General features: G+C 40.9%; 11 protein-coding genes. 7 read left to right on the forward strand and 4 right to left on the reverse strand.

The features are described 5' to 3' along the window. Positions 1-13 precede the first annotated feature (13 nt). Complete coding sequence (locus FTU77_RS05885; RefSeq protein WP_257223584.1) at positions 14-421, forward strand: hypothetical protein; 408 nt, start codon at positions 14-16, stop codon at positions 419-421. Positions 422-470: 49 nt separating this feature from the next. Here the strand turns inward: FTU77_RS05885 and FTU77_RS05890 are convergent, their stop codons facing one another. Continuing rightward, entirely contained in the window at positions 471-1,481 is a 1,011-nt protein-coding gene (locus FTU77_RS05890) for an AraC family transcriptional regulator (protein ID WP_078190094.1), read from the reverse strand. Positions 1,482-1,691: 210 nt separating this feature from the next. Between FTU77_RS05890 and FTU77_RS05895 the strand changes: the two genes are divergently transcribed. The 5 genes from FTU77_RS05895 to FTU77_RS05915 all read left to right on the forward strand — a co-directional run bounded on the left by FTU77_RS05895 (position 1,692) and on the right by FTU77_RS05915 (position 9,231). Further along, positions 1,692-2,813, forward strand: a complete 1,122-nt coding sequence (locus tag FTU77_RS05895; protein ID WP_180055237.1) for a CaiB/BaiF CoA-transferase family protein — start codon at positions 1,692-1,694, stop codon at positions 2,811-2,813. A 216-nt stretch (positions 2,814-3,029) separates the two neighbouring features. Beyond that, positions 3,030-4,268: a carbohydrate porin gene (locus tag FTU77_RS05900; RefSeq protein ID WP_257223591.1), complete on the forward strand. Its 1,239-nt coding sequence runs from the start codon at positions 3,030-3,032 to the stop codon at positions 4,266-4,268. Positions 4,269-4,438: 170 nt separating this feature from the next. Beyond that, entirely contained in the window at positions 4,439-6,844 is a 2,406-nt protein-coding gene (locus tag FTU77_RS05905; protein ID WP_180055241.1) for a glucose/quinate/shikimate family membrane-bound PQQ-dependent dehydrogenase, read from the forward strand. A gap of 265 nt (positions 6,845-7,109) precedes the next feature. Further along, positions 7,110-8,753, forward strand: a complete 1,644-nt coding sequence (locus tag FTU77_RS05910; RefSeq protein ID WP_180055243.1) for a nitrite/sulfite reductase — start codon at positions 7,110-7,112, stop codon at positions 8,751-8,753. Continuing rightward, the gene (locus tag FTU77_RS05915; RefSeq protein WP_168379542.1) at positions 8,746-9,231 is read left to right on the forward strand and encodes a DUF934 domain-containing protein; all 486 of its coding nucleotides are present in this window, start codon (positions 8,746-8,748) and stop codon (positions 9,229-9,231) included. Before FTU77_RS05910 ends, FTU77_RS05915 begins: the two co-directional genes overlap by 8 nt. Before the next feature lie 69 nt (positions 9,232-9,300). Here FTU77_RS05915 and FTU77_RS05920 read toward each other — a convergent pair whose 3' ends face one another. The 3 genes from FTU77_RS05920 to FTU77_RS05930 form a co-directional block, all read right to left on the reverse strand. Next, entirely contained in the window at positions 9,301-9,750 is a 450-nt protein-coding gene (locus tag FTU77_RS05920) for a VOC family protein (protein WP_180055245.1), read from the reverse strand. Between the two features lie 207 nt (positions 9,751-9,957). Continuing rightward, positions 9,958-11,133, reverse strand: coding sequence for a thiolase family protein (locus tag FTU77_RS05925; protein WP_111885014.1), 1,176 nt, complete (start codon positions 11,131-11,133; stop codon positions 9,958-9,960). 108 nt (positions 11,134-11,241) lie between these two features. Further along, on the reverse strand, positions 11,242-11,763 hold the full coding sequence (locus FTU77_RS05930; RefSeq protein ID WP_180022841.1) for a GspH/FimT family pseudopilin: 522 nt from the start codon (positions 11,761-11,763) through the stop codon (positions 11,242-11,244). Positions 11,764-12,141: 378 nt separating this feature from the next. Between FTU77_RS05930 and omp38 the strand changes: the two genes are divergently transcribed. Next, entirely contained in the window at positions 12,142-13,182 is a 1,041-nt protein-coding gene (gene omp38, locus FTU77_RS05935) for an outer membrane protein Omp38 (protein ID WP_180055247.1), read from the forward strand. The last annotated feature ends 322 nt before the right edge of the window (positions 13,183-13,504 follow it).

The raw sequence follows: 13,504 nt of genomic DNA on the forward strand, positions 1-13,504 counted from the left end.
TCAAGCCAGTGCAATGATGAGAACGGGCGAGTCGTTTGATATTTTTGGTCAACGCTTGCTGCTAAATAAGGTCAAAATCAAACTGCATATTGATACCGAGGGTCGGTTAAGATCAGTTGCTATCGATTTAGTTGAAATTGAAGATCTACTTATGCATAAAAATGTGAAGCGAGTGTTGAAAGGTCTGGCTTGGCTTGTTTTTGCAGGCTGCTTAGGTTTTGTATGCATGATCGGTTTTTATATTTATATGATCTATGGCATTCATCCTTCAGATGAAGGGACGGGTGGTTTAGCCTGTGAGTATGATCGAAATGATCATGTGACCAAGGCAGAAATGTATCGGATACAGGATGGCAAACGAGTGATTACGCCTGTCGATCCATTGCTTTGTCAAAAACAACGCGCAGATTTTCCGAAATAAAAAACCTGATCGAGATCAGGTTTTAGAGAATGCTAGTTTTGAATGATGCTTAGTGATAACCATGTAATTGGCGGTATAGGCCTGGTGTTACACCGGTCCACTTTTTAAATGCACGGTGGAAAGTACTGGTTTCACTAAAGCCGACTTGCTGTGCAACATCTTCAAGCGTTAAGTCTGGATTAAGCAATAAGTGAATTGCAGCATCTCGACGTAAGGCATCTTTCACACCTTGGTAGCTCTTACCTTCAGCGGCTAAACGACGACGAAGTGTTTGTGGCGATAGATACAGCATTGAAGCAACATCGTTCAAGGTTGGCATTTCTTCGCCAATTTGACTCTTCAGCACATCACGGATACGAGACGTTAATGAATTTGTATTTTTAAATTTAACCAATAACTGTGCAGGAGCCGCTTTTAAGAACTCCTCAAGCGTTTCTTCGTTTTGACGAATGGGTAAATCTAAATAATCCGCTGCAAATGTAATTTCAGTTCGTGGTGTATCAAACTGCATGACAGGTGCAAAAAACAAGGCATCATATTCGTCAGCATGTTCAGGACGTTCATAACCGAAGTGAACACGCTCTAAAGGCAGACGACGTTCAATCAACCAAGAAGCGAGACCATGCCAAATCATCAGCATACTTTCTGTAATGAAATGGTCTGGGTCCATAGATTTTGGAATTTGAGGAACTAAACGTGCTTCGTGTTTATCACGTTCTAGTGTCACTGACCATTCATCACCAAACAGTTTGTAGAACTGCGAAGACAATTCAAGTGCATCACCAAGGGTTTTTGCATGAATAATCAATTGGCACATAATGGCAAAAGTACCCAAGCGGCGCGGTTGAATATCAAAACCGACATGTTCGTCTTGGGTCACCATCCACAACATTTTAATAAAACGTGTGTATTGTTCAGGTGAAATACGGGCTTTGGGTTGGCGTAGAAGTTCAGCCTCAATGCCAACATGAGACAATAAAGTTTCGACATCCATGCCGAGACGTTTCACACCAGTTAAGGCTGCGTTGACGAAATGGATACTGATCGTATCACGACTCATGTTTAATCCTTCAGTCTCTTTAATGTTCACAAATGTTTGACCTAAATGACGCTAAAAAAAGAAATCATGGCAATTTACAACAGCGGTTTTGCCATTTTTACATGGTAAATTGCCGAAACTATCAAGGTAAATGGCTGAACATGACATTGTTTTAATCATTTTATATTTCTACCATGGATAAAAAATCTACACAATTAGAGAAAAATATCCATGGAAGCTGCTTTAAAAGGATTGAAAGTACTCGACTTTTCGACATTACTCCCAGGACCATTTGCGACCTTGTATTTGGCTGATATGGGTGCTGAAGTTGTGCATATTGAGTCACCGACGCGTCCCGATCTTGTTCGTTTGATGCCACCTTATGCCAATGGGCAAGCTACAGCGCATAGTTATTTAAATCGCAATAAACAATCCATCGCATTGGATTTAAAAGACCCGAAAAGCATTGAATTGATCAAAGCCAAAATTTCAGATTTTGATATTGTGGTAGAACAATTTCGTCCAGGTGTCATGCAACGCTTGGGTTTGGATTATGCAGATTTGGCCGAAATTAATCCGCGACTTATTTATTGCTCGATTACGGGTTATGGTCAAACCGGACATTACAAAGACCGCGCAGGGCATGACATCAATTACTTGGCTTTATCGGGCATTTCAGGTCATAGCGGACGCCAAGACAGTGGCCCGCCACCGATGGGGATTCAAATCGCCGATGTCGCAGGCGGGTCAATGCATGCAATTACTGGCATCTTAGCTGCGGTGATTGAGCGTTACCGTAGCGGCTTAGGGCAATATATTGATATTTCCATGACCGATTGTGCCGTCGCATTGAACAATATGGCTGCAGCAGGCGTATTGGCTGCCAATGCGGTAACCGCGGCAGAGACGGCGCATCTGAATGGCGGCAGTTTCTATGACTATTATCGAACTCAAGATGGTCGTTATCTGTCTATAGGTGGTTTGGAGCCACAGTTTTTACATGGATTAGCGCAAATTCTAGATTTGCCCGCTTTAGCAACGCAAGGCATGTCATTTGATCCGCAAGACCAGACTGAAATTAAGCATGCAATTGCCCGAAAAATACTAACCAAAACATGGGCTGAGTGGAAAAAGATTTTTGCCTCTCAAGATGTCTGTGTGGAACCAGTTTTAAGTTTGGACGAAGCTCTAAATTCACAATTGGCCCAAGAGCGGCATTGGTGTGTTGAAGTTCCGCTACAAGAAGGCGACACAATGACACAAACTCAACTGGCATGTCCGATTAAATTTTCTAGATCAGCATTGATTTATACCCATGTGGGTAAAACTTTAGGTGCGGATAATTGGTTATGAAAGGTATAAAAAAAGGTGATAAGTTAAACAATAAAACATTTAAAATCTCTTAATTAGATAAACATCTATGTAAATATTGAGAGTTGTTAACAAAAAAATAAATAAATTATACAAATGTGAGAGTATTATATGAACTATTAACACAATTGGTATATAGGTCTCCAAATGAAAATAGCTGTGAGTAAACTTGGATCTTTATATCTTAGCCTCGGAATAATGCTTGCGGGTTCAGCAACCCAAGCGGCAACTACTGCAGATGCTTTCAGTTCTGAAAGCCCATGGATGTTCGGTGATTGGAACGGTCAACGAACAGCTCTCCAACAGAAAGGTTACGATTTTAGTTTTAGTTATGGTGGCGAATTAGCTACTTTGTTAGATGCAAAGCATGCTTCAAGTCATGGCACTGAATATGCGGACCAATTCGCGATCGGGGCACATCTCGATTTAGAAAAAATTGCGGGTTGGAAAGATACCGAAGCACAAATCAATATCACTGAACGTAATGGTCGTTCATTGTCTCAAACTTCAGATGCATTAAATGGTCATTTAAGTGCAACACAAGAAGTGTGGGGTCGTGGTCAAACTTGGCGTTTGACTGATTTTTGGATCAAGAAAAAATTCTTAGACCAAAAATTAGATATTAAAGTCGGTCGTTTTGGTGAAGGTGAAGATTTCAACAGCTTTGACTGTGACTTTCAAAACTTAGCACTTTGTGGTTCACAAGTGGGTAACTGGGTCGGTGACCAATGGTACAACTGGCCAGTCAGCCAATGGGCTGCTCGCGTGAAATATAACATTCAGCCTGAACTCTACGCACAAGTCGGGGTTTATGAATACAACCCTGAAAATCTAAAACGTGGTAAAGGTTGGAACTTGAGTACCGATGGTTCTAAGGGTGCGATTATTCCTGCTGAAGTGGTGTGGACGCCAAAAGTGGGGACACAAAAGCTTCCGGGTGAATACCGTGCAGGTTACTACTACAGTACCGCTGATGCCGATGTCATTGATAGCCCAGTAAATGAAAAAGATCACCATCAAGGTGGTTGGATTGTGGCGAAACAACAACTGACAGCACACAAAGACGATGCCTCACGTGGTTTGAGTGGTTTTGTAAATGTCACAGTGCATGACTCAGACACCAACAATGTGAGTGATATGCAAAACATTGGCTTGGTATACAAAGGCGCATTCGATGCACGTCCTCAGGATGAAATCGCGATTGGCTTAGGACGTATCAGCATTAATGATGATGTGAATGATGCCAATATTGCCAATAACAGCGTTGATGCACGCGGTCTACAAAGTGAAGAGTATGACGCAGAAATTTACTACGGTATTCATGCAGCAAACTGGCTGACTATTCGTCCAAATATTCAATATATCCGTCACGTCGGTGCTTACAAAAATGGTGAGAATGCGTGGGTCGGCGGTATCAAATTTCAAACAGCATTTTAATTGATGTCAAATTAGAGTTCTTATAAAAGCAATTCGGTAATTCTGAGAAAAATTACGATATTTTCCCTTGAATTGTTTTTGTAACAACTTCTCTTTGCGACATAAAAACGGTGGTGTGTTGAATGTGTTTCACGCACCAAATACAACATTCGACAATAGAGGTGGTCAACATGAGCAACCCATCTACCGGAACTGGGATGCGAACATTTACCGTCGTTGTGATGGCAATTTTCGCCTTAGTTCTATTGATTGGTGGTATCTGGCTGGCAGTCCTTGGCGGTTCTTGGTACTACATTATCGCCGGCCTGTTAATGCTGGCTTCAGCAATATACTTAAGAAAAATTCAAAACAGTTCTTTATACATTTATGCAGCGTTGATGCTGGGTACAGTGATTTGGGGACTATGGGAGGCAGGTTCTGACTTTTGGGCACTTGCACCGCGTTTTGATATTTTAGGCTTATTGGGCCTTTGGTTACTGATTCCTGCCGTGACACGCGGTATGGAAAATGGCAAAACTGCGAAAATTACATTATCAGGCACACTGGTGATTGCGATTATCGTGATGATCTATTCAATTTTTAATGATCCGCAAGAAATTCACGGTGAAATTAAAAATGCACAACCTCAAACAGCCAAAGCGATTGAGGGTATTGCTCCTGAAGATTGGCCTGCCTATGGTCGTACACAAGGTGGTGTACGTTATTCTCCACTCACCCAAATCAATAGCGACAACGTTAAAGATTTAGAAGTAGCATGGACTTTCCGTACGGGTGAGTTACCAACAGAAAATGACTCAGGTGAAACCACAAACCAAGTCACTCCGATTAAAGTCGGCAATGACATGTTTATGTGTACAACTCACCAACGTTTAATTGCACTTGATCCTGCGACAGGTAAACAAAAATGGGCATTCGATCCTAAACTTAAAGCGGACAATACCTATCAACATTTAACATGTCGTGGTGTGTCTTATTTTGGCGCTGCAAATACCACTCAGTTTGCAAAAAGCTTAGAGAACAAACGCTCGACTTCAACTGAATGTCCGCGCAAAGTGATCTTGCCTGTAAATGATGGTCGTTTGGTTGCAGTCAATGCTGACACAGGTAAAGCATGTAGTGATTTTGGTCATAACGGCGAAGTCGATCTACAAAAAGATATGCCTTATCCGTATCCGGGTGGTTATATCCCAACTTCACCTCCAGTGGTTACTGGCACAACCATTGTGATTGGCGGTTCAACAACTGATAACTTCTCGACTAAAGAGCCATCTGGTGTCATCCGTGGTTATGATGTCAATACCGGTGAATTATTGTGGATCTTTGATACAGGGGCGCAAGATCCAAATGCCATGCCAGGCGAAGGTCAAAAATACTCTGTAGCCTCACCGAATGCATGGGCACCTTTAGCATATGACGAAAAACTTGACATCGTTTATGTGCCAACAGGTGTAGGCACACCAGACATTTTTGGTGGTCACCGTACGCCATTAGATGAACGCTATGCAAACTCAATGTTGGCATTAAATGCATCAACAGGTAAATTAATTTGGAATTTCCAAACCACGCATCATGATTTGTGGGATATGGATGTACCATCACAACCTTCATTGGCAGATATCAAAGATAAATCAGGTAATACTGTTCCTGCGATCTATGTCTTAACCAAAACAGGTAATGCATTCGTCCTTGACCGTCGTACCGGTAAAGCGATTGTGCCAATCACCGAAAAAGCAGTTCCACAAACTGTAAAACGTGGTCCACAAACTAAAGGTGAGCATTATTCTGCAACTCAACCGTTCTCTGATTTTGATTTAGCACCAAAAGATAAATTGACTGATAAACAAATGTGGGGTGCCACTATGTTTGACCAGTTGATGTGTCGTGTGTATTTCAAATCATTAAACTACGACGGTATTTATACACCACCTTCTGAAAATGGCACATTGGTATTCCCAGGTAACCTTGGGGTATTTGAATGGGGTGGTATGTCGGTGAACCAAGACCGTCAAGTCGCTGTGATGAACCCAATTGGCTTGCCATTTGTGACTAAGTTGATTCCTACAGATCCAAACCGTGAGCAAACTGCGAAAGGTGCGGGTACTGAACAAGGTGTTCAACCAATGTATGGCGTGCCTTATGGTGTGGAAATCAAAGCTTTCTTGTCACCACTTGGCTTACCTTGTAAACAACCTTCATGGGGCTTTACTGCAGGTGTAGATTTAAATACACATGAAGTGGTCTGGAAAAAACGTATTGGTACAATTCGTGATAGTTTACCGAAATTGTTCCAATTACCTGCTGTGAAAATTGGTGTACCAGGTCTTGGTGGATCAATCTCGACTGCTGGTAATGTCATGTTTGTAGGCGCAACACAAGATAACTATATCCGTGCAATCAATGTAACGAATGGTGATACTTTGTGGGAAGGTCGTCTACCCGCAGGTGGTCAAGCGACTCCAATGACTTATGAAGCAAATGGTAAACAATATGTTGTGATCATGGCTGGTGGTCATGGTTCATTTGGTACAAAACTTGGTGATTACCTTGTTGCGTATGCGTTACCAGATAAAAAATAAGTGATTTTACATCGCTAAATAAAAAGCCCGATTTATCGGGCTTTTTATTGGCTGAAATTCTTTATGTAAATTTATGCTAAGTAATGGAGAAATAATTCAATATATTAATAAATAAAAAGTAAATGACCGGAATCCGCTATATCAGTGAAATTGCGACAGTCTTATCAATAAAATCGCTATTAAATATGTAAAAAACGCATTTTCTTGATAGATAAAATCTCGTTATGCTGTGCATTGTTATAATAGAAATTACTAGCTGTACGCCATGTATTTATATACTGATTTTGACCAGCAACTGGTTAATGAACGTGTTGCACAGTTCCGTGATCAAACGGAACGTTATTTAGCAGGTAAATTGACGGAAGATGAATACCGTCCACTGCGTCTTCAAAACGGCCTTTATGTACAACGTTATGCACCGATGCTACGTATTGCAGTACCTTATGGCCTGATGAATTCTAAACAATTACGTAAAATTGCGTCATTGGCTCAGGACTATGACCGTGGTTATGCGCACGTATCTACTCGTCAAAACATTCAGTTTAACTGGCCTGCACTAGAAAATGTGCCTGATATGTTACAAGAGCTCGCATCTGTTCAAATGCATGCGATTCAAACTTCGGGTAACTGTATTCGTAACACCACAACTGACCAATATGCAGGTGTGGTTGCAGGTGAAATTGCTGACCCACGCCCAACGTGTGAATTGATTCGTCAATGGTCAACTTTCCACCCAGAATTCGCTTTCTTGCCACGTAAGTTCAAGATTGCAGTTTCAGCACTGGAAGAAACTGATCGTGCGGCAACGTCTTTCCATGATATCGGTGTGTATATCGTGAAAAATGAAGCAGGCGAGATTGGCTATAAAATCAAAGTGGGTGGTGGTTTAGGCCGTACTCCAGTGATTGGTAGCTTTATTCGTGACTTCTTGCCACGTGAAGATTTGATTGCTTATTTAGAAGCGGTACTTCGTGTATACAACTTACACGGTCGTCGTGATAACAAATATAAAGCGCGTATCAAAATTTTGGTGAAAGCATTAACACCAGAAGTATTTGCAGAGAAAGTGGAAGCTGAATTTGCACATACCATCCAAACATTAAAAATTGATGCTGATACCTTGGCGAAAATGGATGAGAACTTCACACCATTTGATTACCAAGATTATGCGGATGAAGACTTCGCAGAGCAATTTGCCGCAGAGCCGAAATTTAAACAATGGTTCAACATCAATACCAATGCACATAAAGTCAAAGGTTATCGCATCGTTACGATTTCTTTGAAACGTGCGGGTATTGCACCGGGCGATATGACCGTTGAAGAAATGAACCTAATTGCTGACTTGGCTGATAAATATACCTTTGGTGAGTTCCGTACCACACATGAGCAAAATATTGCGCTTGTAGATGTACCGCAAAAAGATTTGTTTGATCTATGGAAGATCCTTGATCAACACAATCTTGCACGTGCGCATATCGGTTTCTTAACCGACATCATTTGCTGCCCTGGTGGTGATTTCTGTTCATTGGCGAACGCGAAATCGATTCCAATTTCTGAAGCCATTACACGTCGTTTTGATGACTTAGACACTATTTACAATTTGGGTAAATTGGATCTGAACATCTCTGGCTGTATGAATGCGTGTGGTCACCACCATGTCGGTAACATCGGTATTTTAGGTGTAGACAAAAAGGGTGCTGAGTTCTATCAAATCACTTTGGGTGGTAATGCCGACCATGATGCATCAATTGGTGACATCTTAGGCCCATCATTTGCAGCTGATGTTGTACCTGACATCATCGAAGAGATCTTAAATACTTATCTAGACCTTCGTGCAGAAGGCGAAGAGTTTATTGATACTTACCGCCGTGTTGGCATCCAACCATTTAAGGAGCGTGCATATGCTTAATACAGCACTACAAGTCCTCTCTAAAGATGGCTCGATTGCAGACAATACTTACCAAGTCATTGGTGAAGATGGTGTGTTGCCACAAGGTGACGTGGTTTTAACAGTTGAGCAGTTAGATCAACTTGCGAATGTGTCTGGTAAAAAAGCACTTTTCGTAACGGTGGATGCTTCACCTGAAACCAATGAATTCCCGCTTGACCAGTTAGATGCCATTTTCATCGAATTTGCCGGTTTTAATGATGGTCGTGGCTATTCATTTGCTGCATTGTTACGTCGCCAAGGTTTCCAAGGAGAACTACGTGCGACAGGTGATGTATTCAAAGACGTGTTGAACTACATGAAGCGTTCAGGTTTCGATACTTTTGTAGTGAAAGAAGGTAAAGATATTGCTGAAGCTGCTGCTGGCTTAGGTGATTTTACCAATCCATATCAAGCTTCAACTGCAGTGCCGCAAGCGCATTATCAAACTGGTGCTTAAGTGCCTTGATCAATAAAAAAGCCTCCATTCGGAGGCTTTTTTATTGATCGAAATACTTTTAATGAGTGATTATTCATTTTTAAGCTGGCAATTGACCATCCATTTAATACCGAACTGATCGGTAAATGCGCCATACAGCGCACCCCAAAAGGTCTTTTCGAGAGGCATTTCTATAGAGCCACCTTTGGACAACGCATCAAACAGTCGTTTTGCTTCAGCTTGTTCACCACTGTCTAAATTAATAGAAATATAATGATTGCTGCCTACGGTAGAGGGTTGGTTGGTTTGTGCACAAAATTTTTCGTTGACATCTGAGGCCATCAGCACGGTAAATTCATTGATCGGTAGGGAAATATGCATAATCTTTTGCTGATCTGCATCGGATAGTGAAATGCCTTCCTCAGCAGGCATATCACCATAACGCATCACATTGAGGAACTCTCCACCAAATACAGAACGATAAAAATTAAAGGCTGCCTCGGTATTGCCTTGAAAATTCAAGTAGTGATTGAGCTGCATGGTGGTCATCCATTTTTATTATGTCGACATTTATTTTAAGAGCCTTGGCTGAGCTGTATGTGAACAATTTATGTCTAAAATGTAAGCATAAAAAATCCCTCTTACAGAGGGATTTTTCAGTCTCCCTCCTTTATTAAAGGAGGGGTTAGGGGAGGATTAAAGAATATTCCCTCTAAATCGCCCTTTGTGAAGGGAGTCAGCAGAGGATTAAAGCAATTCAATCGCCACAGCAGTCGCTTCACCACCGCCAATACACAGCGCTGCAATACCACGTTTACCGCCTGTACGTTTTAATGCATGGATCAGCGTTAAGATAATGCGTGAACCTGTAGAACCAACAGGATGTCCAAGCGCACAAGCACCCCCGTTGATATTTACTTTTTCAGCATCTAATTTAAATTCATCAATAGGGCACATCGTGACCATGGCAAAAGCTTCATTAATTTCCCATAAATCGACATCAGCAACATTCCAACCCGATTTATCTAGAACTTTTTGAATTGCGCCTACAGGTGCAATAGTAAATTCTGAAGGATGCTGTGAATTTGATGCATAAGCCACAATTTTCGCTAGTGGATTTAAGCCCTTTGCTGATGCTTGTTCTGCTGATGTTAATACTAAAGCAGACGCACCATCAGAAATAGAACTGGCATTGGCAGCGGTAATTGTTCCATCTTTAGCAAAAGCAGGGCGCAGTGTTGGAATTTTTTCGATATTGGCGTTAAAAGGCTGTTCATCTTTATCGATAATCACATCGCCTTTACGACTTGAAACAGTGACAGGCACGATTTCGTCAGCAAAATAACCCTCAGTAATTGCAGTTTGAGCACGTTTAAGCGAGCGAATGGCGAAGTCATCCATTTGTTCACGTGTATAGCCTTTTGTATTTGCCATATCTTGCGCAAAAGACCCCATGAGTCGGCCCGTTTCTGCATCTTCTAAACCATCTAAGAACATATGATCTTTAACGTCACCGTGGCCCATACGGTAGCCAGCTCGTGCTTTGGTCAAAACATAAGGGGCATTGGTCATTGACTCCATACCACCTGCAACCACGACTTGAGCCGAACCTGCCTTAATCATATCTGCCGCTTGCATCACGGCCTTCATACCTGAACCACACAGCTTGTTGATGGTTACGGCACCAGTTGAATCTGGAAGACCGGCTTTACGCATCGCTTGACGGGCAGGACCTTGTTTCAGACCAGCCGGAAGCACACAGCCCATAATGACTTCTTCAACATCTGTCGGTTGTATACCCGCGCGTTCGATGGCTGCTTTAATCGTAACTGCGCCTAATTCTGGTGCAGTGACAGCAGCTAAACTCCCTTGAAAACCACCCATTGCTGTACGGGCACCATTCACGATGACGATATCAGTCATTACATGTCTCCATTTTCTTATACATTTTGAATACGTCAGCAGTATAAGTAAAATTGAACAGGAATAAAGCAAATTTAAAAAGCTGTTTTGTACTCGCCGGTTCTCAAATTAGCAACTGGCTGGGTTTTCAAATCGGATATGTCCCATTCGACTTAAGACCGCTCGGATCGGTTGAAGCGTTGATTTCGAACAGTAGTAGAAACTGCCATTTGAACCATTGGGTAAACCTGAGCTGGCCTGAAAGGTTAGACTTGGAATGTGTAGAGTCCCACGCCAAGAGAGATCACCATATTTTAAGTTGAGTTTATCTTGCAGTAATATTTTTTCATTTGCGTCGACTTGACGGTTTTTATTACTGTCAATAAATATGATCAGACCACTGTTCCAATTGTTAGGTTGGCAAAGTTTAAAGTCAAGACTAGGACAAATCACAATATTGGAGTGATAAATTGTGGCCTGAGCCCTTGCGAAAGCATTGTGATTCTGAATAGTCAATTTGATGTTATTCGCTTCGCGCTGCGCCATTAAATTGTTGAAATGTGGTAAAGCTATCGTCACGATAATGACCATAATCGCAATTGAGACCAAAAGTTCAAATAAAGTAAAGCCGGTTTCTTTGTTGTAAGGCATTGATTTAATCCAAAATTTAATATTATTTTTATATGTCTAATGTTATATGTGTTTTTAATGGCGATATTAATTTTGAGTATAGAATTTTATTACTCAATTTTAGATAAAGCTGTTAAAATGAAAATAGCAAGTGACAATAGGCGATTCACTGCTCAAAATTGAGTAAAAATTTACCGAATTACAACGGAAATTGTAAGTAATTTTGTCAATAATTTACTTGATTAGATTAATCAAGCACTTGGAAAAAGAAAAAAGTGTTTGTATGATTCAGCGTGAATAGCTTAAAAAAAAAACTGGGGTATAAGAAAGCCTATCTCAGGATAGCCAATTTTTCGGCTTGAGCTTGAACAACAATTGTTATCTCTGGAGGATAAATCCATGAAAATGAGTCGTATTGCATTAGCAATGCTCGTAGCTGCTCCTTTAGCTGCTGCAAACGCAGGCGTAACTGTTACTCCATTAATGCTTGGTTACACTTTCCAAGACACTCAACACAATAACGGTCGTGATAACTTAATTGACGACAATGCAGAACTTCAAGATGACTTGTTTGTTGGTGCAGCACTTGGTGTTGAACTAACTCCTTGGTTGGGTTTTGAAGCTGAATATAACCAAGTGAAAGGTGATGTAGATGCAGACCTTGGTGAATACAAGCAAACTCAAATCAACGGTAACTTCTATGCTACCTCTGATTTGATCACTAAAAACTATGACAGCAAAGTTAAGCCATATGTATTGTTAGGTGCTGGTCACTATAAATACAAATTTGATGAAAACTTCCGTGGCGACCGTGGTACTACTGAAGAAGGTACTTTAGGTAATGCTGGTCTAGGTGCTTTCTGGCGCTTAAACGACGCTTTATCTCTACGTACTGAAGCTCGTGCTACTTACAACATCGATGAAGATTTCTGGAACTACACAGCTTTAGCTGGTCTTAACGTAGTTCTTGGCGGTCACTTGAAACCTGCTGCTCCTGTAGTTGAAGTTGCTCCTGTAACTCCAGTTGCTCCAGTTGCTCCAGCTCCTCAAGAGTTGACTGAAGATCTTAATATGGAACTTCGTGTGTTCTTTGATACAAACAAATCAAACATCAAAGATCAATACAAACCTGAAATTGCTAAAGTAGCTGAAAAATTAGGTGAATACCCTAATGCTACAGCTAACATCGAAGGTCACACAGATAACACTGGTCCACGTGCTCTAAACGAACGTTTATCACTAGCTCGTGCTAACTCTGTTAAATCTTCACTTGTTAACGAATACAACGTTGACCCAGCTCGTTTATCTACTCAAGGTTTCGCGTGGGATCAACCAATCGCTGACAACAACACTAAAGAAGGCCGTGCTATGAACCGTCGCGTATTCGCTACGATTTCTGGTAGCCGTACTGTAGTGGCTCAACCTGGTCAAGCTCAATAATTTGAGTTTAACTTCGGTTAGAAAAAAGCGGCTCTTTTGAGTCGCTTTTTTTTATGTCAAAAAATTAAAAAAAGCAGTCTTAAATAGGGAAAAAGCTCTAACACAATTAAGGTGTTAACTTTTTGAATAATCGTTGGATGTAAATGGATATATCTATTCAAGGGACAATAAAGCATGTAAAAATTCAAACTATTTGTATATTAATTAATCATTTGTTTACCTTAGAGCTTAAATTGAACATACACAGTTTGTGTTTTTATTTTGTATAAAAATAATTAAAAACAAATATTTACATTTGTGTTATCTACAATTTATAAAAAAT

The organism is Acinetobacter sp. YH12142, from assembly GCF_013418435.1.
Lineage (GTDB): Bacteria > Pseudomonadota > Gammaproteobacteria > Pseudomonadales > Moraxellaceae > Acinetobacter > Acinetobacter amyesii.